Source organism: Acidocella sp., from assembly GCF_050253495.1.
In the GTDB taxonomy this organism is placed as follows: Bacteria; Pseudomonadota; Alphaproteobacteria; order Acetobacterales; family Acetobacteraceae; genus Acidocella.
In genome coordinates, this window is the sequence record NZ_JBFWIX010000003.1 from 74,022 (window position 1) to 94,842 (window position 20,821).

Sequence of the window (20,821 nt, forward strand, 5' to 3'; positions counted from 1 at the left end):
TGCCGGCCCTGGCGCGTTGCGCCAGGACCGGCCGGTCAGGTGATCAAGGCGCCTGCTTGGCGGCTTCGGCGTTATAGATGTTGAAGTTGAAATACTTCGCCTGGATCTTGTCATACTCGCCGGTCTTGTGCAGTTCGGCGATGGCCCAGTCGATCTTCTTCAGCAATTCCGGCTCGTCCTTGCGCACGCCGATGGCGACGTAGGAACCCAGCACATCCTTCGGATCGTCGGTGACATTGCCGGCAAAGGCGAAGCCCGCACCCTTGGGGGTTTTCAGGAACCCATAATCGGCCTCGACGGAATCTTGCAGGGAGGCATCCAGGCGGCCGGAGAGCAGATCGGCATAAACCTGATCCTGGCCCTGATAGGAAACCACGTTGACGCCCTTCGGCTGCCAATAGGTCTTGGCATAGGCTTCCTGAATGGTGCCGGCTTCCACGCCCACGGTCTTGCCCTTCAGGCTGGCGACGGTGGGGGTCAGGCCCGAGCCTTTCTTGGCGACCATGCTGGTCGGCTCGTCATACATTTCGGAGGAGAAATCGATCTGCTTGGCGCGTTCCGGTGTCACGGTCATGGAGGACAGAATGGCATCGAACTTGCGCGCCTTCAGGGCCGGAATGATGCCGTCGAAGGACTGGCTGACGAACACGCACTTCACTTTCAGCTCGGCGCAGATGGCCTTGCCCAGATCAATGTCGAAGCCTTCCATCTTGCCGGACGGGGACATGCTCTCGAATGGCGGATAAGTGGCGTCCACCCCGAATTTGATCTGCGTGAAATCCTTGGCGAAGGCGGCTGTCGGCAATGCCATGCCGAGCATGCAGGCCGCGGCAAGGGCCGGTGCGAATAATTTTTTCATGTAGTCTCCCATGCTGAAAATGCCCGGCCCAGCCCGCCTGCCGGGGTCCGGATTGAAAGACATTACCCGATTAAAATCGTAGCGCAACGCCAGAAATGCCCGTTCAAAAGGCCGTGAAGTTGCGCTGTATCAAGGCAGCTTGAGCCTGTTCGGCTAAAGTCATGGGAGGCTTTGCCCGTTATAACGGCATGGGTTGAGAATGCGAGAGGTTTCCAAGATGGCCGAGGCCGGGCCTGTTGTTCTGATCTATTCCGATGACGAGCCCGTCGGTCAGGCGCTGCGCTTCGTGCTCGGCATGGATGGGGTGGATGTCCGCCTCTGCCCGGATGCGGCGTCCCTGCTGGCGTCCCCGGTGCTGCGCGAGGCGCATTGCCTGGTTCTGAAAGACGGCCCCGCCGGTGTCGATGGGTGCGCCCTGCTGCGTGCCGCGCGGGCGCGCGGGGCGCGGGCTCCCGCCATTCTGCTGGTCAGCCTGTTCACGGCCAGCCTGGGCGCGCGCGCGGCCGAGGCCGGGGTTTGGCTCGTGCTGGAACGGCCGATCATGGATAACCGGCTGATCGATGCAATCATGGATTGCGTGACCAGCCACAGGCGGCAACTTTTAAGTACAAATACCTAAGGGGGAAACCGGATACCGCCCTGACCCGCTCCGGCGCTAGCTGTCGCCATCGTCATGAATGATGGGAGATGAAGGATGTCGGCAACGGTTATGCTTCATACTGGCGAACATGGCGCGGGCCCGGCGGTGGTACGGCCGGGCCATGCCTCGCGGGAATCGCAGCCGGTTCTGCGGTTTGCGCCCGATGAGAGCATCTATGCGCAGGGGGATACGGCGGGCAGCATGTACCGCCTGGTGAGCGGAGTGGTGCGCTGCTGCAAGTTCCAGCCCGATGGCCGGCGTCACATCAACGCGTTCTGCAAACCGGGCGATGTGTTCGGTTTCGAGCTTGCGGGCGAGCATTTGCTCTCGGCGGAGGCGGTCACCGCCTGCGCCGTGGTGCGGATGCGCTGCCAGGGGATGGAAAAAGACCCCGCCGCGGCCATTCAGCTTTATGGCCACGCCATGCGCTCCTTGGCGCGCGCGCAGGCGCATTCCCAGCTTCTGGGCCGGTCCAGCGCCGGGCAGAGGCTGGCGGCTTTTCTGCTGGAAATGCTGCCCGGCACGTCGGAGGATGTGGAAACCCTGCCGATGGCGCGCCATGACATCGCCGATTATCTCGGGCTGACAATCGAAACCATCTCGCGCACCATGGGGCAGCTTGAGAAAGAAGGCCTGCTGGAGCTGGTCACCGCCCGCCGGATCAGAATACGCGACCGGCAGGGGCTGGCGGCTCTGTGTGGATGCGAGGAGCCTCTGGACGTCTAAAATGATATAATATATCATTCTATCCGTAACGCAGGGAGTAGGATAGAATGATGATTCGCCGTTTGGGATTGGGCGCCGCCTTCGCGCTGGCCGGGCATCTGGCCATGGCGCAGCCGCTGCTGCATGCGGTGGGGCTGGAAAACCAGTACGCCAATGTTCTGGAACAGATCGGTGGCCCCTATGTGAAGGTGACGGCCATCCAGTCGAACCCAAATACCGATCCGCATGAGTTCGAGGTGACGCCGAGCGTGGCGGCGGCCTTTCATGGCGCCGACCTCGTGGTCGAGAATGGGTTGGGGTATGATTCCTGGGCCGATAAAATGGTGGCGGGCACCAACGCAAAGGTGCTGAGCGCGCAAAAGCTGCTGGGCCTGCCCGACAGCACGCCCAATCCGCATCTCTGGTACCGCACGGATACCATGCCCGCCGTGGCGGCGGCGGCGGCGGCGTTCTTCGAGGCGAAGGACCCCGCCCACAAGGCCGCCTACGAGGCCAATCTTCAGGCTTTCGACGCCTCGCTCACGCCCTGGAAGCAGGAAATCGCGAAGGTCAAGGCATCTTTCGCCGGGGCCCCGGTTGCGGTGACGGAGCCGGTGGCGGATTATCTGCTGCACGAAGCCGGGTTGAAGATCATGACGCCGTTCTCTTTTGAACTCTCGGTGATGAACGACACCGACCCGTCTCCCCAGGATGTGGCGAAGGAGGAGGCATTGCTGAAGGACCGGAAGGTCAAGCTCTTCGCTTATAACGTGCAGGTGACGGACCCGCAGACGCAAGCCCTGCTGGCCCTGGCCAAGAAGCATGACGTGCGGGTCGTGCCCGTTTACGAGCTGATGCCCGCCAGCGCGAAAAACTACCAGGACTGGATGCTCCAGGCGACGGTCGCGCTCGACCAGGCCCTGACGGCGGCTGGCGCCAAATGATCTCTTCCGCCCTCACTGTCGCGGACCTTTCCGTCGCGCGGGGCGGGCGGGAGATTCTCCGGGAGATCGGCTTCACATTGCCGCGCGGCGCGTTTTGCGGGCTGATCGGCGCCAATGGCGCGGGCAAGACCAGTCTGCTGCGCGCCATTCTGGGGTTGTTGCCCTCGCGTGGCACCATCGAGACACATGGGCCGCTGGGATACGTGCCGCAAAAGATTTTCATGGAACCGGATCTGCCCGTCAGGGCACGGGATTTCGTGGCGCTGGGGCTGGGGGGGCACAGATTCGGTCTGGCCCTGCCATCCCGCGCGCGGAGCGCGCAAATCGAGGCGGCGTTGCGGGCGGTGGAGGCGCAGGACTTCGCCGATCAGCGCATCGGCCGTCTGTCCGGCGGTCAGCAGCAGCGTGTGATGATCGCGCACGCGCTGGTGCGTGAGCCGGATCTGATCCTGCTCGACGAGCCTCTGGCCAATCTGGACATCAAGGCGGCGGCGGAAATCGTCGCCCTGCTCAACCGCCTGTGTCATGAGCGGGGCGTGACGGTGCTGCTTTCGGCCCATGACATGAACCCGCTTTTGCCGGTGATGGACCAGATCGTTTACGTGGCGGGCGGCAAGGCGCTCAGCGGCCCGGTGCATGAGGTGGTGCGCACGGAGGTGCTGTCCGCCCTCTATGGTTATCATATCGATGTCATCCGCGTGCATGGGCGGATTCTCGTCGTCGCGGGCGGCACGCACGATCATACCCACGATCTCGAACATGTGACGGCCATTCCCTGATGCTGGCCTTTTTTCAGAGTGGCCCGGTGCAGATGGCGTTGGCGTTGAGCGGTGCCGCCGCATTCGTTTGCGGCGCGCTGGGGCTGTTCACGGTGCTGCGCGGCCAGGCCTTCGCGGGCCATGCGCTGGCGGATGTCAGCAGCGCCGGCGGCGCTGCGGGGCTGCTGTTTGGCATCTCACCGCTGCTGGGGTTTTTGCTGCTCGGCATCGCCGGTGTGGGGGCGCTGGAAATCCTGCAACCGCGCCGCGCCGCCGCGCGGGACGAGGCGGCGGGAATATTGCTGGGTGCTGGGCTGGGCGTGACGGCGCTGTTCCTGCATTTCTGCATCACCGGGCATGGCGCTTCCGGTGCCGCGCAAACGGTGATGTTCGGGGCGATGTTCTCCGCGCCGCCGGGCACGGCGGGCTGGGCCTGCGCCTTGGCGGCGCTGTGCGCGGCGGTCATGGCCGTCATCGCCCGGCCCTTGTTGCTGGCCTCGCTGAATCAGGATCTGGCGCTGATCGCCGGCGCACCCGTGCGCGCCTTGGGGGTGGGGTTTCTGCTGCTGCTGGCGCTTGGGGTCACGCTGGCGGCCATGACGGTCGGCGCCATTCTGGCCACGGCCTTGCTCATCGGCCCGGCGGCGGTGGCGCTGCGCTTGGCGCGGGGGCCGGGCATGGCGGTGCTGCTGTCGATCCTACTGGGGCTGGCGGCCTGCTGGGGGGGAATCGTCCTGGCCTATCTGTCTTATGGCTGGATTCCCGGGCGGACCTGGCCGGTGAGCTTTTTCATCGTGGGGCTGCTGTTGTTGTTTTACGCGGCCTCCGGGCTGAGGCGGCGGGCATGAGCTATTTCGCCGATATCTGGCTGGCCGCCAGCCTGGTGGCCTTGGCGGCGGGGGCGGCGGGCTTCTTCGTGGTGATGCGCCGTGCCGGGTTCGCGGCCCATGCCTTGCCGATGGCGGCGTTTCCGGGGGCCGCGGCCAGTTCCTTGTTCGGGTTTCCGCTCTGGGCCGGGTTGGCCGGCTTTACGCTGGGCGGGGCGGGCATGCTGGTGCTGGCGCAGCTTCATGTCCGGCGCGATGCCGCCACCGCCTTGCTCCTGGCGGCACTCCTGGCGTTGGGGGCTTTGTTTCTGTCGCTGTCCGGGCATTATGCGGGGTCGGTTTATGGCCTGCTGTTCGGGCAGGTCTTCGCGATTGGCCGGTCGGACCTGCCGATGCTGGGATTGATCGGGATTTGCGTGCCGCTGGCCTTGTGGCTGGGGCTGCGGCCCTTGTGCCTTTCGGCCCTGTCGCCGGAATTGATGGAAGTGCAGGGCGGCAGGCCCTGGCTGGCGGATCTGTCCTTTCTGGGGCTGCTGGCGCTGGCGGCGGGGTTCGCCGTGCCGGTCACGGGGGCTCTGCTGGTTTTCAGCTTAATGCTGGGGCCCGGCGCGGCGGCGGCGCGGCTCTGCGCGCGGCCGGGGGCGGGGCTGGTTCTGGCCATGGGGCTGGCGTTGGCGCTGGTCTGGGCGGCGCTGGGGCTGGCTTATGTGAGCAATTGGCCGGTGGGGTTTTTCACCGGTACCGGCGCCGCCGTGATCTATCTGCTGGCGCGTCTTAAACCGGGCTAGCGGGCTCCCGCGCCTTGGCGGCGCAGGCGGCGCAGAACCCGTCCACCTCCACCACGGCCCGGCAGGTTGTAAAGCCATGCCGCGCGGCGGCCTTGGCCAGCGCCTCGGAGACAGCGTGATCCTCGATTTCGGTGACGCCGCCGCAGCTCTTGCAAATCAGAAATTGCGCGTCGGCATGGTCGTGATCCGCCTCCGCGCAGGGCACGAAGGCATTCAGCCGCTCGATTTTATGGATCAGCTTGTTTTCGAGCAGAAATTCCAGCGTGCGGTAGATGGTCGGCGGCACGGCGGATTTGCGTAACGGCTTCAGCCGGTCGAGAAGCTGGTAGGCCGTGACCGGCATGCCCGCCTGCAAAATCAGATCCAGCACATCCCGCCGCAGCGCGGTCAGTTGCGTGCCGTTCTGGGCGCAGGACATCTCCGCCGCTTTCAGCATGGCGGGAACATCGCGTGTCTGCGGGGGCGCGTCGTGCGGCATGAATCCTATTTAGGCGATCCATGCCGTCTCGGCGAGGGGTTACTGCGGCATGCCTTCGGGCACGATCGTTTTCACGATCGTCGCGTCCAGCGCCTCGAACCCGGCATAATCGATGGTGGCGTAAAGATCCTTGCGGGTGAGCATGTCGTCCACGCAGTTCTGGGCGCCGCCATCCTTGGCGATGGCCTTGTAGAGCTTCTCCTGCGCCAGGGCCGCCACGCGCAGGGAGGTCACCGGCCAGATCATCATCTTATAGCCGAAATCCTGGAACTGTTCCTTGGTGTAGAATGGGGTGCGGCCGAACTCGGTCATGTTGGCCAGCAGCGGCACGCCTGGCATGCGCTGGGCGAAGGCCCGGAACATCTCCTCGGTGTTCAGCGCCTCGGGAAAGATCGCATCCGCGCCCGCGTCCATATAGAGCTTGGCGCGCGCGACGGCACCATCCAGCCCTTCCGAGGCGGCGGCATCGGTGCGGGCGATGATGTAGAGATGGCGGCGCGCGGCGCGCGCGGCGGCGATCTTGGCGGCCATCTCCTGTGCCGGGGCAATCTTCTTGTCGTTCAGATGGCCGCATTTCTTTGGCAGGATCTGGTCTTCCAGATGCACCGCCGCCGCGCCGGCATCCTCGAAGCTGCGGACCATGTGCATCACATTCAGCGCTTCGCCATAGCCGGTATCGCCATCCACCAGCACCGGCAGGCCGGAGGCGCGCACCACCTGGCGGATGAAGAAGGTGACTTCATCCACCGTGATGATGCCGAGATCCGGCAGCCCCATGGAGGCGGTCATCGCCGCGCCGGACAGATAGCAGGCCGGAAACCCGGCATTGCGCGCCTGTTGCGCGGCCAGCCCGTTATGGGTGCCGGGAATGGCGAGAATGCCCGGCTGCTCCAGCAATTTGCGGAAACGCTCGCCGGCGGGAAGGTTGGGATAAAAATCTGCGCTCAAATACGTCATGGATGGTCTCCATAAATAAAATCCCCGCCGGATCGTCCCGGCGGGGAGGGAATTCAGCGGTCCGCCAGGGGCACGAAGGTCAGATTTTCCGGTCCGTTATAATTGGCCGAGGGGCGGATGATCTTGCCGTCCACGCGCTGCTCGATCACATGCGCGCTCCAGCCGGAGGTGCGGGCAATGACGAAGAGCGGCGTGAACATGGCGGTTGGCACGCCCATCATATGGTAGGAGACGGCCGAGAACCAATCCAGGTTCGGGAACATCTTCTTCGTCTCCATCATCACCGTCTCGATCCGTGCCGCGATGTCGTACATCTTGGGCGATTGCGCCTCGTCGGAGAGATGCTTGGCGACGCGCTTGATCACCACATTGCGCGGATCGGAGATCGTATAGACCGGATGGCCAAAGCCGATAATGACCTCCTTGGCCTCCATGCGCCTGCGAATATCGGCCTCGGCCTCGTCCGCGCTGTCATAGCGTTTCTGGATCTCGAAGGCGACTTCATTGGCGCCGCCATGCTTGGGGCCCCGCAGCGCGCCAATGGCGCCGGCGATGCTGGAATAGAAATCCGATCCCGTGCCCGCCACGACGCGCGCGGTGAAGGTGGAGGCGTTGAACTCATGCTCGGCATAGAGAATCAACGAGGTATGCATGGCCCGGACCCAGCTCTCGCTGGGCGCCTTGCCGTGCAGCAGATGCAGGAAATGCCCGCCGATGGAATCATCCGGCGTTTCCACCTCGATCCGCTTGCCGTTGGTGGCGTAATGATACCAGTAGAGCAGGGCGGAGCCGAGCGAGGCCATCAGCTTGTCGGCGATGTCCTTGGCGCCGGGCTGGTTGTGGTCGTGCGCCTCGGGCAGGACCGTGCCGAGCACGGAAACATAAGAGCGCATCACATCCATGGGGTGCGCGGCGGCGGGGATCTGCTCCAGCACCGCCTTGGCGGCGGCGGGCAGGCCGCGCAGCGCCTTCAGCTTGGCCTTGTAGGCGCTCAACGCCGCCTTGTTGGGCAGCGTGCCATGCACCAGCAGATGCGCGATTTCCTCGAACTCGCAGGCTTCCGCGAAATCCAGGATGTCATAGCCGCGATAATGCAGATCGTTGCCGCTGCGGCCCACCGTGCACAGGGCGGTGTTGCCCGCGGCGACTCCCGAAAGGGCAACGGATTTCTTGGGTTTCGGCAAGGTGGATGTTTCACTCATGAAAGGCTTCTCCTGCGTTTTGGTTGGCGCTGTTTTGGGATGAATCCCCCCTCCTCGGAAAGGGGCGCGGATGGTGTCGTGTGTCCATGAGCCGGACCCGGTTCAGAAAATGCCCGGGCGGGACTGGTCGAGCGTGCCGCGCGGCGCCGCCACGTTCAGCGCGCCCAGCTCCCCTTCCTTCAGCCGGGGCAGATTCTGCGCCGCCTCCAGAAACCGCGCGCTCTCGCGCGTGGTGATGAGGCCATCCGTCAGGGTTTTGAATTTGCGGATATAATCTGCCCGCGCGAAAGGCCGCGCCCCCAGCGGGTGCGCGTTGGCCACGGCCATTTCATCCACGAGCCGGGAGCCGTCCTTGAAAAAAATCTCGACGCGCCCGCCAAACGCTTTTTCGGCGATGTCCAGCGTGTGATAGCGCCGGGTCCATTCCGGATCCTCGACCGTTTCGATCTTGTGCCAGAGCCGTACCGTGTCCGGCCGGGCGGCGCGCCGGGGGGCGTAGGAGCTTTCATGGTTCCAGAACCCGTCCTGCAACGCCACGGCGAAGATATACATGATCGAATGATCCAGCGTCTCGCGGCTGGCCTTCGGGTCCAGCTTTTGCGGGTCGTTGGCGCCGGAGCCGATCACCGTATGGGTGTGGTGCGAGGTATGGATGACAATCCGCTCGATCGCCTCGGCATCCGCGATCTCCTCGCGCATCCTGAAGGCGAGGTCGATCAGCGCCTGGGACTGATATTCGCCGGAATGCTCCTTGGTGTAGCTGTCCAGAATGGCGCGCTTGGCCTCGCCGGGTTCGGGCAGCGGCACATGATAGAGCGCTTCCGGCCCGTCCAGCAGCCAGGCGATCACGCTGTCCTCGCCTTCATAGATCGGGCTGGGCGCGCCCTCGCCACGCATCGCGCGGTCCACGGCCTCTACGGCCAGCTTGCCCGCATGGGCGGGGGCAAAGGCTTTCCAGGAGGAAATCTCCCCCTTGCGCGATTGCCGGGTGGTGAAGGAGACATGCACGGCCTGCTGCACGGCTTGGTAGATGACCTCCTGCTTCAACCGGAGCAGCGTGCCGATTCCCGCCGCCTGGGCGGGGCATAGATGCGCGATATGGTCGATCTTGTGCGCATGCAGGCAGATCGCCTTCACGAGGTCGATATGAATCTCATAGCCGGTGGCGATGCCGCGGATCAGGTCCCGGCCGGATCTTCCCATGGCCTGGGCGGTGGCCAGGATGGGCGGAATATTGTCGCCCGGATGGGAATAATCCGCCGCCAGGAAGGTGTCGTGAAAATCCAGCTCGCGCACGGCGGTGCCGTTGGCCCAGGCGGCCCATTCCGGGCTGACGCGGGTGGTGGCGTGCATGCCAAACAGCGCCGCGCCGTTTTTGCGCGGATGGCCCAGCGCCGCGCCGCGCGCGGAGACGGGCGCATGGCGATTGACGGACGCAATGGCCACGGCGGCGTTGTCGATGATGCGGTTGATGACCATTTCGCGGACATCCGGCGTCACCTTCACCTTGTCGGCCGCCACGCCGGCGATTTTCCATGCCAGCTGGTCCTCGCGTGGCAAGGGGGTCTTCGAGGGATAGACCTTGACATCATGCAGTTTCATTTGACTGGCACCGTGTTCGCGGCCTGTCTTCGCGCCGGAAGCAGGCGTGCGTCCAGCCTGTTCGGTGCGGATTCGGGCGAAGGCGCTGGACAGGTTTTGCAAAATTTGCAAAATTCAGGCCGTGTCGGAAAAGAAAATTTTTGCGGGACAGAGATTGCGCCGGGCCCGGGAACGTGCGGGCTTCAAGCAGACTGATTTTGCAAAAAATCTAGGTATTTCACCGAGCTACTTGAATCAGATCGAGGCCGACCAGCGGCCATTGACCTTGCGCTTGATGGATCGTGCCGCCACGGTGCTGAGTTTGCGAAAAACCTACTTTGCGGATGGCGAGGAAGCGAAGCGGGAATTGCAACTGCGTGAGGATCTTGCGGACCCGCTATTCAGGAGCCTGCGCGGCGCTCAGTCGGAAGTCTCCGCCCTGGTGCGCGGCGCGCCGCATCTGGCGGAGGCGTTCATGACGCTCTACCGGGCCTATGCGGCGCAGCGCGAGACGGTGCTGCAAACCTTTCCGGCCTTGCCGCGTTTTCCTTATGACGAGGTGCGCGACTGGGTGCAGTCCCGGCGCAATCATTTTGAACCGCTCGACCGCGCGGCGGAGGAGCTGTTCGAAACGCGGGGCTTCCAGCCGCTCACGCTGCGGGAGGATCTGCGGCGTCATTTGCGCGACATGCACGGAATTTCCATCGTCGCGATGCCCGGCTTGCTGGAGGCGGGGCTGTTCTGGCGCCTCAACCGCAAGGCGGGTGAGCTTTACGTGACCGGCGATGCCGCTCCCGAGAGCGAGGTGTTCTGGCTGGCGCATGTAACGGGCCAGCTTGAGCATCAAGGAACGATCGAGGCGGAGCTGAAGCGGCGGAATTTCTCATCGGAGGAAACCAGGGGGCTGGCGCGCATGGCCCTGGCCAATTATTTCGCCGGCGCCTTGATGCTGCCTTACCGGCGCTTTCATGCGGCGGCGCTGGCGGCGCGGTATGACATCCAGCGCCTGCAACGCCAGTTCGGCGCCAGTTTCGAGCAAATCTGCCATCGGCTTTCCACCATGCAGCGTCCCGAGCTGCCGGGGATTCCATTTTATTTCGTCAAGACCGACATTGCCGGCAACGTGCTCAAGCGCTCTTCGGCCACGCGGTTTCAATTCGCGCAGTTCGGCGGGCCCTGTCCGCTCTGGAATGTGTATCGCGCCTTCGCGCATCCGGGGGAGGTGCTGGTTCAACTCGCCCGCACGCCCGATGACGCGACCTATCTGAACATTGCCCGCACGGTGGGGCGTGGCGGCGGGTCTTATCTCGCCCGGCCGCGTGCCGTGGCGGTGGTGCTGGGGTGTGAGATCGGCCATGCGGCGCAGACGGTCTATGCCTCCGGGCTGGATTTGAACAATCCCGATTTGCCGGACCCGATCGGCCCGGGCTGCCGGGCTTGCGAGCGGACAAGTTGCCGCCATCGTTCCGTGCCGCCCATGGGCACGGCGCTGGATACGGGCACGGCCGAACGCGGCGTGGTGCCCTACCGGCTCAAGGGGTAAGGGGCCGGCCCCAGGAGGCCCCAGGAGACCCCAGGACGATGGCCTTAACTGACCTGCGCCGCGCCGGTTGCGCGCAATGAATAAGGGCTGGTCAGTTTGACCGGCAGCGGAAAAGGCAGGTTCACCTTGGCGCTGACGGTGAATTGCACATAGGTCTGGACCGTCTGTCCGCTGGAGCAGGATGAGGATGAGCTGTAAGGCCCGGAAATCGAGACTGGCGAGGCCGTGCTGTTGACGCAGGCATAAACCAGGGTCGAGTAGCTGCCCGATGTGCTGCCCGCGTTCAGTGTGATCTGGAACGTATCATGTGTGCTGTCGATCGCGCTGATCAGCGCGGTCTCCTGGGTGGTCGTGGTGCTGCTGGTGATGTTCGAGGCCTGGGACTGGTTGGCCCAGGCGTAATATTGCAGGGCCTGCAAAGCGGTGTTGAGCTGCGCGCGCGCGGTGATGATGGCGATGAAATCGGCCGAGCCCGCGATCAGCGGCAGCAGAAAGAGCACCGCGACCAGTGAGAATTCGACCGAGGCGGCGCCCCGGCGGCCATTTCCGCGCCTTGGCGTGCGTCTCAATAGGTATTGGCGCATGAACTGCTCACTGAAGCATCGGAACTGGTGCTGCCCACAACGGTCGCGGCGCTGGAAATCCGCATGGGAATGGAAATGGCGCCGAACGCGCTAAAGCCCAGAGGCTGCCATTTATATGTGCCGGTCAGCAGGAGATAGAGGCCCGGGGCACTGCCGGCGGTGCCGGACCAGCTTGCCGTCAAGGTCATGTTGCCCGTGGTTTGGGTGCCGCTGGCGGTCGTGAGGCTGGAGCTGGAAAGACCCGGCAGCGCGGGTTTGGCCAAGCCGTTGAATGTGGCGATGTCGCCATTCAGGCAAGGTGTCGTGATCGCGCCGCCGCTGGCGGCATAGCTGGCGGCGGCTTCCGTGGCGGCCCATCGGCCGGTCTGCTGCACGGCACGGGCCAGGCTGCTGACATCGTAGCCGAACAGGCCGAGATTGATCAGCGCCATGAGAAAGGCGATGCAGGCCAGCCCCACCAGGGCGAATTCCACGGCCGCCGCGGCGCGCTTGGCGGAGAGCAGACCCGTCCAGAACGAAGGGAGGAGACGATGGGGCATGAATTATTGCACGAGCAGCACGGTGGCGGAGGTCAGCCCGCTGCCGCTGGAACTGCCTGAGCTGCTGGAGCCGGAGCTGGTGTTTTCCGTCAGCGTGATGGTGCCGCTGCTATTATCCACCAGGCCATAGGCGGTCAGGGCCGGCAGGTCGGTCGAGGTGATGCTGAGGGCCGCGCCGCCGCTGATGGTCAAGGTCGCCGAGGGAATATAGATGGCGCCGTTGAAGGAGGTGCTGGCGCCCTCGGCGATGGTGTCGGCGGTTGAGTCGTCGCGCGCCTGATAGATCGAGATGCCGCAAATGCCTTCCCCATTGGTGCCGTCATAGGGAAATACGGAAAGATAAGCGGATTCGGGGTAATCGTCCGGCTCCACGCAATTGCTGGTCGGCGCGGTGAGGTTGAGGCCGACATACCCGCCCAGAAACTGGAAGCCCGCTCCGTTTTCCAGCACGAAGGTGGCGCCGTTGGCGGTCACGTGAGATCCTGACTCGAAGACCAGATTGCCGTTCTCGATATAATAGATGCCCGGCCCGAAATTCATCGTGCCATTGCCCGCGACATCCAGCCCGCCATTGAAGAAATAGGTGCCGCCCGAAAACGTGACGGTGGCGTTCTTGTTATAGAGGGCGGGTTTTGAGCTGCTATAGCTGTTGAAGAAATAGGTGCCGGTGCCGAAGGTGACATTGGCGTTGCTGCCGGTGAACTCGATGCCGCCATTCACATACATGGTGCTGGCGCCGATGCTCAGGCTCTGTGTATTGACGTTGACCGCGTAATCGCTGCCCGGGCCGGTGAAAAAATAGACCCCCGCCGGAAAGCTGTAGCCCGTATTCTGAAATTTGGTCTGGCCATTGACCACGAAACAGAAATAGGTGCCGCGCGTGCCGCAGGTCAGATAGGTGGTCCCGGCGCTCGCCGTCATGCCCGATTGCGCATAGGCGGTCATCCCGCCATCGATATAGTAATAATCGCCATTGAGCGTGGTCGTCGTGTTGGAATTCACCCCCCAGCCGCCGGTGATGCGCATGGTGCCGTTGCTGGCGCCGCTGTTCATGATCAGCGAGTTGATATTGCTGCTGCTGCCAATGCCTTGATAATAGCCGGGAGGCAGGGCGCAATTGCCTTTATAGTCCGTGCCGCAATAGCCGGCTTTGTTATAGCCGAGGTTGGGTGTGACGGGCCCGGTCATGCTCGGGGCTGAGGGAACGCTCCAAGACGATGCCCAGATAAAGGTGTCGAGCGCGTTCATGCCCGCCAGCTCATCGGTGGGTGTCGATGCGTTGAGCGTGACGGTGGAGGTGTCGCCGTTATTCGGCGGGCTGGTGGAGGTGCCGATATAACCGGAATAGCTGGGCGCGCTGACGGAGGAAGCGGCCGTGGCGACCGTGGTGCCGCTGACCTTCGCGGAGCCGTTGACAGTGATGCCCGCCCCGCTCGACTTACCGCTATACCAACCGCAATCGTCGGCTTGCAGCCAGCCGCTGCCGCCGGACATGGTGATGCCGCCGCCGCCGATGACGCCGCAATAGCTGCTCGCATTGGCGACCAGCTGCACCTGGGCCGAGGTGCCCTGTGTGCCGCTCGGCATGCCGGGCAGGCCAGGCCCGGCGACGCGGGAGAAGAAGCTGCCGCGCGGTGCGACGACGGAGGCTTTCATGGTGGCGGAGGTGTCGCCATGGGTGGTGCCGTAACTGCCGACGGACAGGCTGACCCGCGCGCTGCCGGAGGTTGCGAAATTATATTTGAAATTGGTGGCGAAATTGGCGCCGGCCGCCGCATAGATGGGGCCACTGCCAGAGACGAAGCTGTTGAGCGTGCTGGAGGAGGTTACCTCGCTTCTCGCCGCCATGCCGGCGGAGATGGCGGCGCCATCCGCCGCGGACTGCATGGCTTCCTGCTGCTGCATCCAATAGCCTATATCCACGGCGAGCCCGGTGGAGGCCAGCAGCAAGGGCGCGGCGAGGGCGGTGATCAGCGCCACGCTCCCCTTGCCCCCGCGCCCGATCAGGCTGGGGAGCGACAGGAAAGGCCGGCCGGGAAATCTCATGAAAGGGCTGTTGTCATGATGTTTAAGTCCTGACATTACGGTCAAAACACGACCGATCAACCACGATTGCGAAATGACGGGCCGGTTTGTCGCCGCGCCCGGTCCATTTTCGGGTTTTATCGTCCGGCGTGACTAAAAGGCCGCACCGATTCTCAGCTCGATCGTCCGGTAAAGCGGGCCGCCATGCGCCATCACGTCATATTCGCCATTCAGGGCCACCTGCCAGTGCCGCGACAGATAGGTCGACAGGATCAGCCGGAGCTGGGTTTCGTTCGTGCGCATGCCGGAATCCACCTTCGTGCCATCCGCCAGCGTATAGATGCCCTTGCCGCCGAAAGATTGATAAAAACCAGGCGCGATGGTCGCGCGCGTTTTGGGGAAGAACTCGTAAGGCAGATAGACGCGCAACTCCTCGGTCGGCTGCATCGAGAAACGCGCCGGCGTGACCGTTTGCGGCGAGAGCGGGTTGCTGGCCGGCACCGCTGGGTCGATCTGGTGATAGAGCTGATAGATCGGCGGAATCGCATTCGCGTAAATGGCGGGGGTGACCATGCCGGCGCCGCCATTGCTGCCGTAAAAATACGCCTCGCCCCAGAGTGAGAGCGCCAGGTTGCGCCCGCCCGGTTGCCCCGCCAGCGTCGTGTGGAAGCCGGCCTCCAGCTCGCCGGTCCAGAGATTATGCGTGTAGTTCAGGGAGGCATTGGAATTATAGCTGCCGATGGGCGGGGAGATCCAGGCGCCGAGCACGAGATTGGTGCTGTTGTTCGCCGTGCTGTAGGGAAAGAAGAAAGCGCCAAAGCTGGGTTGGCCGAATCCCCCTTCATGGCTGAGCGTGGCATGGCCGGCGCCGTAGGCGGGGGTACCCGCCGGCAGCCCGGCCGGGGCGGGGATATATTGCCCGACCTGCTGGTTCCCGATGAAGCTGACATAAGGCACATAGACCTGCACCCCCGCCAGGACATTGGCGACATTGAAGGTATGGATATATCTCAGAACCTGTAAATCGACATTGATCCGGGTATGCTGGCCATCCACCGTGCCGTCTGACTCGCCATAGGCGCCCGTCGAGGTGAAGGCATTGTAATACAAGACGATATTCAAGTCCGGCGGCGGTTGAACAGCTTCCCCCGGCCACGGATCCGGGGCCAGGGCGCGCACTGGCGCAAAGCTGCAGGCCAGCGCGAAACAGGCGGAGGCGATGAGCCTGACCCGTGCCATCGATGCGGTCACTCCTTATGCGGGCGTTTGTTAGAAAACCTACATACAGGTGATATAACATTAACGTCGTCGAAATATAAAGGTTAGTTTTGGTGGTTTGGTCGCCTGCCCGATGATTGCACCACTTGCTTAAGCTCTGGTAGCTAAGGGTGTGAATTCCGTCTTTAAAATCGCGGCGGCCAGCATCGGCATCGGCTGCCTTGTCCTGTTGTGCAAGCTGTTCGCGGCCGAGGTCAGCGGCAGTACCGCTTTGTTTTCAGATGCGCTGGAAAGTGTGGTGAATGTCGTCTCCTCCGCCATCGCGCTCTATGCGCTTTATCTCGGCGCCAAGCCGGCCGATGCCACGCATCAATATGGCCACGCCAAGGCGGAGCTGATCAGCGCCGTTGCCACCGGGGCGATGATCCTGGTCGCGGCGGTGGTGATTTTTCAGCGCGCCGTGGGCGAGTTGTGGCATCTCAAGCCGCTGGTGCCGCTCACGGGCGGGCTGGGGCTGGGGCTGTTTTTCAACGGCCTGGCCGGCGTGGTGAATTTGGTCTGGGCGCTTTGTCTCAAGCGGGTCGCGCGGCGGGAGCGTTCCCCCGCCCTGGCCGCCGATGCCCAGCATCTGATCAGCGATGTGCTGACCACGCTCGGCGTGCTGGCGGCGTTGCTGGGGGCGGGGCTGTTCAACTGGCCGGTGCTCGACCCTCTGGTGGCCCTCGCCATCGCCGCGCAGATCGCGCTGATGGGCGGCAAGACGGTCATGAGTTCGCTCAGCGGTCTGCTGGATGAAGCGCCGCCGCCATCCGTGAAGACGCGGGTGGAGGAACTGGTGCGCCAGCATGCCGAAGGCGCGATCGAAGCGCATGATTTCCGGATGCGCCAGGCCGGGGCGTCCAGCTTTCTGGAATTCCACCTCGTGGTGCCTGGCACCATGACGGTCAATGCCGCGCATGAGATCTGCGACCGGATCGAGAAGGCCCTGCGGCAGGAAATGCATGGCGTTGTCATCACCATCCATGTCGAGCCCGACGTGAAGGCCAAGAATGAGGGCGTTCTGGTCGCATGAGGCGGGGATGAAACCTCCACCGCCGCGTCTGTCCTTGGTCGGTTTGGCGCAAGGCGGGCGGGCGGTCGGCGGTTCGGTGCTGCGGGCCCGGCTTGCCGACAGGCTGGAGCCGGGGCTGGCACCCGCGCGCGAATGGCCTTGGCCGGTGATGTTGATCGTTCTGGGCATCCATCTCGGGCTGGCGGCGTTGCTCCTGCTGGCGGGGCGGGCGCATATACCGGCCCCGCCGGAGCAAATAGCGATCAATATCGTCTCGGAAACGGCGCCGCATGGGGCGGAAACGCCGCAACCCGTCTCAAACCCCGCTTCGCCCGCCGCCGCTAGGCCGGTTTCCGCTCAACCCGAGGCCTTGCCCCTGCCGCCCCCCGCGTTTCCTTCCGTTCCGTTGGCGGCCGCATCGTCCAGCCCCGTCGCGGATCTGCCGGCCCCACCGCCCACGCCGCCGCCGCCACCAAGGCCAGCGCCTCCCAAGCCCGTGGCGCCGGAAGCTGGCGCAACCAAGATCGCGGCCCGGAAAACGGCCGCCACCACGGTCGCGGTGCTGCATCCGGCGGTGCCGTTCGCGGATAATCAGGCGCCTGATTATCCAGCCGCGGCGCTGGCCGCCGGGGAGAGGGGGGTGGTGCGCTTCAAGCTGTATCTGGGGCCGGATGGCCGGGTGCGGCGCTTCGTGTTGACCCAGAGCAGCGGCTATGCGGACCTGGATGAGAGCGCGCGCGTGGCGGCCATGGGCTGGCGTTACCGCCCGGCCATGCGGGGCGGCGTGGCGGTGGCGGCGGTGGTGCCGTTCTTCGTGAATTTCGAGCCGCGATAATGCGGACGATATGCAGCCGCCGGCCTGGCCTACAGCGCCAGCCAGATGGTTCCGATCACCAGCGTGATCGCCGTCAGGGGCGCGCCGGCCCGGAAATAATCCCAGAAGCCGATCGTGACCCCTCGCGCCGCCGCCGTCTGCGCCACGATCAGATTGGCGACCGAACCAAGGATCGTGAAATTGCCCGCCAGCGTGGAGGCCATCGCGACGGTCAGCCAGGCGGTGGCATGATCGGGCAAGGGCTGGACGAATGGCTTCAACATCAGCACGGCCGGCACGTTGCTGACCATATTGGACAGCACCGCCGTCACCAGGCTCAGAACGGGTATCCGCTCCAGGTGCAGCTGCGCCACGCGCGCGATCGTCTCCGGTGTCAGCAAGGCATGCTGGGCCCCGGCCACGATGATGAACAAGCCGGCGAACATCAGCAGCAGGGACCAGTCGATCTCGGCATAGATACGTTTGCTCTTCACCCGCCCCGTCAGCAGCAATAGGCCGCCGATGACGATCACCGCCTTGGCCGGCGGCTGGCCGGCGAAGAACAGCACGACCAGCGCGGCGGTCGCCACCAGGGCGCGGGCGATCAGCGCGCGATTGACCTGGATTTTCAGGCGTGGGGCCGCCACCATCTGGCCGGTGCCCGTGAATTCACCGCGATGCAGGAGGGCGATCAGCCCCGCCGTGACGGCCAGCCCGGCCAGCGCCACCGGCCCGAGCGCCTCGGCAAAGGCGGCATAGGAAAGATGCGAGACGCCGCCGATCATGATGTTCTGAGGATTGCCGGTGATTGTGGCGGTCGAGCCGACATTGGAGGCCATGGCGAGCGCCAGCAGATAAGGGGTTGGCTTCCGGCCCATGCGCGAGGTCATTTCCAGCACTAACGGTGCCAGCATCAGGCAGATCGCGTCATTGACCAGGAACGCGGAAAAAATGCCCGAGATGGCGGTAACCGCGCAAAGCAGGATGAGCGGTGTCCGCGCATGCCTGGCGGCCCAGGCCGTCATGACCGCGAAGAATCCAGACAAGCGCAGATTGGCCACAATGATCATCATGCCGAGCAGCAATGTGATCGTATCGAGATCGATGGCCTTGTAGGCCGCCGCGAGCGGCAACACGCCCGAGGCAACCATGAGCCCCGCGCCGGCCAGGGCCACCCCGGCGCGGTCGATCCGCAGGCCCGGAATTTTGCCTGCCGCCAGGGCGAGGTAGCTGGCCACGAAGATCGTCAGCGCCGCGCTTTCGCGGATGTCCTCGTCGAGCTTGGGCTTGTCCGGCAGCAGGGCTGGCGCCACGGCGGCGGCAAGGCTGATGGCCATGACCAGCAGGACCAGCACGATCCCGGCGATGCCAGGCCAGCGTCCGCGTTCCCTGGCCGCATCCGTCATGCGCGTCACCGGCCGGGTGTCGTGTCAGGCCACCAAAGTGGCCTGGCGGCTGGCGAAGCGCGACCAGGCGGCCGCGTCGTCCTCGTCGAACAATTCGGTCAGCTTGCGCATCATCGTGCCGCCCAGCTCCTCGGCATCCACGATGGTCACGGCGCGGCGATAATAGCGCGTCACGTCGTGGCCGATGCCGATGGCGGTCAGTTCCACCGCGTTGCGCGCCTCGATCTCGCGGATCACATCGCGCAGATGCCGTTCCAGATAATTGCCGGAATTCACCGACAAGGTTGAATCATCCACCGGCGCGCCGTCGGAGATCACCATCAGGATCCGCCGGTGCTCCGGCCGGTTCAGCAGCCGGCGGTAGGCCCAGAGCAGCGCCTCGCCGTCGATATTCTCCTTCAGCAGCCCCTCGCGCAGCATCAGCCCGAGATTCTTGCGCGCGCGCCGCCAGGGCTGGTCGGCGGCCTTGTAAATGATATGGCGCAGATCGTTCAGCCGACCAGGATGGGCCGGCTTGCCCGCCTGCACCCAGGCCTCGCGGCTTTGCCCGCCTTTCCAGGCGCGGGTGGTGAAGCCCAGAATCTCCACCTTCACCGCGCAGCGTTCCAGCGTGCGCGCCAGAATATCCCCGCACATGGCCGCCACGGTGATGGGGCGCCCGCGCATGGAGCCTGAATTGTCGATCAGCAGCGTCACCACCGTATCGCGGAAATCCGTGTCCCGTTCGCGCTTATAGGTCAGCGCCAGCAGCGGGTCGGCGATCACGCGTGAAAGCCGGGCGGGGTCCAGCATGCCTTCTTCCAGGTCGAATTCCCAGGCGCGGGTCTGCTGGGCGAGCAGCCGGCGTTGCAGCCGGTTGGCCAGCTTGGAGACCAGGGCCTGCAAGTGCTGTAATTGCTGGTCGAGCTGCATGCGCAGCCTGGTCAGCTCCTCCGGGTCGCATAACGCTTCCGCCTCCACCTCTTCGTCGAAGGCGCGGGTGAAGGGGCGGTAGGTGGTAACGTCATTGTCCGGCACCGGGTTGCGCCGCTGCTGCGGTCCGGCCGGGGCCTCGCCATCCTCGGCGGACATATCCTCGGCATTGTCGTCGTCCTCGCCGGGGTCGTCCGCGCCCTCGGCCTCGGCCATCTCGGGCGCGGCGGCGAGCATGGGGGCTTCCTGCTGCTGGGAATCGCCCTGCGATTCCTGGGAATTATCCTGCTGCGGGGTTTCCTCGCCGCCTTCGGATTCCTGCTCGGATTCGTCGTCGTCGCCCGGTTCGGCCTCGCCCTCCGCCAGTTCCACGGCGGCCAGCAGCTTGCGCGCGGCGGTGATGAAATCGGTCTGGCTGTTCCGCGCGGCGGCGAGATCGTTCAGCGCCGTCTCCGCCTCCTGGCCCAGCGTGCCGCGCCAGAGATCGAGCGCGGGCTTCGCGGCGTCCGGCACGGCGGCCGGGTCCATCTTCTCGCGCGCCAGCAGTGAAAGGGCGGTGCCCAGCGGCATCTGCTCGCGGGAGGTCACATGCTCCAGCCCCGCCTGGCTGCATTCCTCGTTGAGCCGGTTGCGCAGATTGGCGGCGACACCGGCCATATATTCGGAGCCGACGATCTCCACCCGCGCCTGTTCCAGCGCGTCGAAGGCCTCCTTCGCCTCGCGCGATTGCGGGGCGCGGGCATTATGCAGGCCATCGTCGTGGTGGCGCAGCCGCAGCGCGATGGAATCCGCCGCCCCGCGCAGCTTGGCCATCTCCGCCCCCGCCAGCGCGCGGGACGGGCTGGGCAGGCGCGCCCGCTTGCCTGCCAGGCCGGAAGGGCCGGGTTGATACGCCACCTGCACATCGGCGGCATGGGACATGGCGCGCAGCGTGCTCGCCGTCGCGCGCTTGAAATCCTCGGCCTTGCCTTGGTCCTGCTTGCCGCTCAT

The 20,821-nt window shown here is 64.6% G+C and carries 20 protein-coding genes; 9 read left to right on the forward strand and 11 right to left on the reverse strand.

Going from position 1 to position 20,821, the window contains the following annotated elements; translation table 11 throughout:
• Nucleotides 1-43 precede the first annotated feature (43 nt).
• Nucleotides 44-859, reverse strand: coding sequence for an ABC transporter substrate-binding protein (locus tag AB7D48_RS03795; RefSeq protein WP_427975991.1), 816 nt, complete (start codon nucleotides 857-859; stop codon nucleotides 44-46).
• Between the two features lie 199 nt (nucleotides 860-1,058).
• Between AB7D48_RS03795 and AB7D48_RS03800 the strand changes: the two genes are divergently transcribed.
• The 6 genes from AB7D48_RS03800 to AB7D48_RS03825 all read left to right on the forward strand — a co-directional run bounded on the left by AB7D48_RS03800 (nucleotide 1,059) and on the right by AB7D48_RS03825 (nucleotide 5,521).
• On the forward strand, nucleotides 1,059-1,478 hold the full coding sequence (locus tag AB7D48_RS03800) for a hypothetical protein (RefSeq protein ID WP_427975992.1): 420 nt from the start codon (nucleotides 1,059-1,061) through the stop codon (nucleotides 1,476-1,478).
• A 75-nt stretch (nucleotides 1,479-1,553) separates the two neighbouring features.
• Nucleotides 1,554-2,225 carry a helix-turn-helix domain-containing protein gene (locus AB7D48_RS03805; RefSeq protein WP_427975993.1) on the forward strand — a complete coding sequence of 224 codons (672 nt, stop codon included), beginning with the start codon at nucleotides 1,554-1,556 and terminating at the stop codon, nucleotides 2,223-2,225.
• Nucleotides 2,226-2,272: 47 nt separating this feature from the next.
• Nucleotides 2,273-3,148, forward strand: a complete 876-nt coding sequence (locus AB7D48_RS03810) for a metal ABC transporter solute-binding protein, Zn/Mn family (protein ID WP_427975994.1) — start codon at nucleotides 2,273-2,275, stop codon at nucleotides 3,146-3,148.
• Nucleotides 3,145-3,927 carry a metal ABC transporter ATP-binding protein gene (locus AB7D48_RS03815; protein WP_427975995.1) on the forward strand — a complete coding sequence of 261 codons (783 nt, stop codon included), beginning with the start codon at nucleotides 3,145-3,147 and terminating at the stop codon, nucleotides 3,925-3,927. Before AB7D48_RS03810 ends, AB7D48_RS03815 begins: the two co-directional genes overlap by 4 nt.
• Entirely contained in the window at nucleotides 3,927-4,754 is an 828-nt protein-coding gene (locus AB7D48_RS03820) for a metal ABC transporter permease (protein WP_427975996.1), read from the forward strand. Before AB7D48_RS03815 ends, AB7D48_RS03820 begins: the two co-directional genes overlap by 1 nt.
• Nucleotides 4,751-5,521 (forward strand): metal ABC transporter permease, encoded by a 771-nt coding sequence (locus AB7D48_RS03825; RefSeq protein WP_427975997.1) that lies wholly within the window; start codon nucleotides 4,751-4,753, stop codon nucleotides 5,519-5,521. Before AB7D48_RS03820 ends, AB7D48_RS03825 begins: the two co-directional genes overlap by 4 nt.
• On the opposite strand, the gene AB7D48_RS03830 is transcribed toward AB7D48_RS03825, so the two are convergent.
• The 4 genes from AB7D48_RS03830 to AB7D48_RS03845 all read right to left on the reverse strand — a co-directional run bounded on the left by AB7D48_RS03830 (nucleotide 5,508) and on the right by AB7D48_RS03845 (nucleotide 9,760).
• Nucleotides 5,508-5,999, reverse strand: coding sequence for a Fur family transcriptional regulator (locus AB7D48_RS03830; protein ID WP_427975998.1), 492 nt, complete (start codon nucleotides 5,997-5,999; stop codon nucleotides 5,508-5,510). The genes AB7D48_RS03825 and AB7D48_RS03830 overlap by 14 nt on opposite strands.
• A 39-nt stretch (nucleotides 6,000-6,038) precedes the next feature.
• Entirely contained in the window at nucleotides 6,039-6,956 is a 918-nt protein-coding gene (gene prpB / locus AB7D48_RS03835; protein ID WP_427975999.1) for a methylisocitrate lyase, read from the reverse strand.
• Between the two features lie 53 nt (nucleotides 6,957-7,009).
• A complete protein-coding gene (prpC, locus tag AB7D48_RS03840) occupies nucleotides 7,010-8,158 on the reverse strand; it encodes a bifunctional 2-methylcitrate synthase/citrate synthase (RefSeq protein WP_427976000.1) in 1,149 nt (382 codons plus the stop codon).
• Nucleotides 8,159-8,260: 102 nt separating this feature from the next.
• Entirely contained in the window at nucleotides 8,261-9,760 is a 1,500-nt protein-coding gene (locus tag AB7D48_RS03845) for an MmgE/PrpD family protein (protein ID WP_427976001.1), read from the reverse strand.
• Between the two features lie 121 nt (nucleotides 9,761-9,881).
• On the opposite strand from AB7D48_RS03845, the gene AB7D48_RS03850 reads away from it, so the two are divergent.
• A complete protein-coding gene (locus tag AB7D48_RS03850; protein ID WP_427976002.1) occupies nucleotides 9,882-11,282 on the forward strand; it encodes a helix-turn-helix domain-containing protein in 1,401 nt (466 codons plus the stop codon).
• A 44-nt stretch (nucleotides 11,283-11,326) separates the two neighbouring features.
• Here the strand turns inward: AB7D48_RS03850 and AB7D48_RS03855 are convergent, their stop codons facing one another.
• The 4 genes from AB7D48_RS03855 to AB7D48_RS03870 all read right to left on the reverse strand — a co-directional run bounded on the left by AB7D48_RS03855 (nucleotide 11,327) and on the right by AB7D48_RS03870 (nucleotide 15,669).
• The gene (locus AB7D48_RS03855; protein WP_427976003.1) at nucleotides 11,327-11,866 is read right to left on the reverse strand and encodes a TadE/TadG family type IV pilus assembly protein; all 540 of its coding nucleotides are present in this window, start codon (nucleotides 11,864-11,866) and stop codon (nucleotides 11,327-11,329) included.
• The gene (locus AB7D48_RS03860; protein ID WP_427976004.1) at nucleotides 11,848-12,405 is read right to left on the reverse strand and encodes a TadE/TadG family type IV pilus assembly protein; all 558 of its coding nucleotides are present in this window, start codon (nucleotides 12,403-12,405) and stop codon (nucleotides 11,848-11,850) included. Before AB7D48_RS03860 ends, AB7D48_RS03855 begins: the two co-directional genes overlap by 19 nt.
• A 3-nt stretch (nucleotides 12,406-12,408) precedes the next feature.
• The gene (locus AB7D48_RS03865) at nucleotides 12,409-14,451 is read right to left on the reverse strand and encodes a pilus assembly protein TadG-related protein (RefSeq protein ID WP_427976005.1); all 2,043 of its coding nucleotides are present in this window, start codon (nucleotides 14,449-14,451) and stop codon (nucleotides 12,409-12,411) included.
• 132 nt (nucleotides 14,452-14,583) lie between these two features.
• Nucleotides 14,584-15,669 carry a transporter gene (locus AB7D48_RS03870; RefSeq protein WP_427976006.1) on the reverse strand — a complete coding sequence of 362 codons (1,086 nt, stop codon included), beginning with the start codon at nucleotides 15,667-15,669 and terminating at the stop codon, nucleotides 14,584-14,586.
• Between the two features lie 151 nt (nucleotides 15,670-15,820).
• Here AB7D48_RS03870 and AB7D48_RS03875 point away from each other — a divergent pair, with 151 nt between their 5' ends.
• Together AB7D48_RS03875 and AB7D48_RS03880 are read left to right on the forward strand one after the other, a co-directional pair.
• Nucleotides 15,821-16,720, forward strand: coding sequence for a cation diffusion facilitator family transporter (locus tag AB7D48_RS03875; RefSeq protein ID WP_427976007.1), 900 nt, complete (start codon nucleotides 15,821-15,823; stop codon nucleotides 16,718-16,720).
• Nucleotides 16,721-16,727: 7 nt separating this feature from the next.
• The gene (locus tag AB7D48_RS03880; RefSeq protein WP_427976008.1) at nucleotides 16,728-17,534 is read left to right on the forward strand and encodes an energy transducer TonB; all 807 of its coding nucleotides are present in this window, start codon (nucleotides 16,728-16,730) and stop codon (nucleotides 17,532-17,534) included.
• A 29-nt stretch (nucleotides 17,535-17,563) separates the two neighbouring features.
• Here the strand turns inward: AB7D48_RS03880 and AB7D48_RS03885 are convergent, their stop codons facing one another.
• Together AB7D48_RS03885 and cobT are read right to left on the reverse strand one after the other, a co-directional pair.
• Entirely contained in the window at nucleotides 17,564-18,919 is a 1,356-nt protein-coding gene (locus tag AB7D48_RS03885) for an anion transporter (protein ID WP_427976009.1), read from the reverse strand.
• A 24-nt stretch (nucleotides 18,920-18,943) separates the two neighbouring features.
• Nucleotides 18,944-20,821 (reverse strand): cobaltochelatase subunit CobT, encoded by a 1,878-nt coding sequence (cobT, locus tag AB7D48_RS03890; RefSeq protein WP_427976010.1) that lies wholly within the window; start codon nucleotides 20,819-20,821, stop codon nucleotides 18,944-18,946.

Excerpts from the sequence above, each read along its gene's own strand:
- AB7D48_RS03800 (WP_427975992.1), top strand. The coding sequence starts at position 1,059 with ATGCGAGAGGTTTCCAAGATGGCCGAGGCCGGGCCTGTTGTTCTGATC.
- AB7D48_RS03865 (WP_427976005.1), bottom strand. The coding sequence starts at position 14,451 with ATGAGATTTCCCGGCCGGCCTTTCCTGTCGCTCCCCAGCCTGATCGGG.
- AB7D48_RS03805 (WP_427975993.1), top strand. The coding sequence starts at position 1,554 with ATGTCGGCAACGGTTATGCTTCATACTGGCGAACATGGCGCGGGCCCG.
- AB7D48_RS03855 (WP_427976003.1), bottom strand. The coding sequence starts at position 11,866 with ATGCGCCAATACCTATTGAGACGCACGCCAAGGCGCGGAAATGGCCGC.
- prpB (WP_427975999.1), bottom strand. The coding sequence starts at position 6,956 with ATGACGTATTTGAGCGCAGATTTTTATCCCAACCTTCCCGCCGGCGAG.
- prpC (WP_427976000.1), bottom strand. The coding sequence starts at position 8,158 with ATGAGTGAAACATCCACCTTGCCGAAACCCAAGAAATCCGTTGCCCTT.
- AB7D48_RS03880 (WP_427976008.1), top strand. The coding sequence starts at position 16,728 with ATGAAACCTCCACCGCCGCGTCTGTCCTTGGTCGGTTTGGCGCAAGGC.
- AB7D48_RS03820 (WP_427975996.1), top strand. The coding sequence starts at position 3,927 with ATGCTGGCCTTTTTTCAGAGTGGCCCGGTGCAGATGGCGTTGGCGTTG.
- AB7D48_RS03885 (WP_427976009.1), bottom strand. The coding sequence starts at position 18,919 with ATGACGGATGCGGCCAGGGAACGCGGACGCTGGCCTGGCATCGCCGGG.
- cobT (WP_427976010.1), bottom strand. The coding sequence starts at position 20,821 with ATGAGCGGCAAGCAGGACCAAGGCAAGGCCGAGGATTTCAAGCGCGCG.
- AB7D48_RS03810 (WP_427975994.1), top strand. The coding sequence starts at position 2,273 with ATGATGATTCGCCGTTTGGGATTGGGCGCCGCCTTCGCGCTGGCCGGG.
- AB7D48_RS03845 (WP_427976001.1), bottom strand. The coding sequence starts at position 9,760 with ATGAAACTGCATGATGTCAAGGTCTATCCCTCGAAGACCCCCTTGCCA.
- AB7D48_RS03860 (WP_427976004.1), bottom strand. The coding sequence starts at position 12,405 with ATGCCCCATCGTCTCCTCCCTTCGTTCTGGACGGGTCTGCTCTCCGCC.
- AB7D48_RS03825 (WP_427975997.1), top strand. The coding sequence starts at position 4,751 with ATGAGCTATTTCGCCGATATCTGGCTGGCCGCCAGCCTGGTGGCCTTG.
- AB7D48_RS03870 (WP_427976006.1), bottom strand. The coding sequence starts at position 15,669 with ATGGCACGGGTCAGGCTCATCGCCTCCGCCTGTTTCGCGCTGGCCTGC.
- AB7D48_RS03815 (WP_427975995.1), top strand. The coding sequence starts at position 3,145 with ATGATCTCTTCCGCCCTCACTGTCGCGGACCTTTCCGTCGCGCGGGGC.
- AB7D48_RS03830 (WP_427975998.1), bottom strand. The coding sequence starts at position 5,999 with ATGCCGCACGACGCGCCCCCGCAGACACGCGATGTTCCCGCCATGCTG.
- AB7D48_RS03795 (WP_427975991.1), bottom strand. The coding sequence starts at position 859 with ATGAAAAAATTATTCGCACCGGCCCTTGCCGCGGCCTGCATGCTCGGC.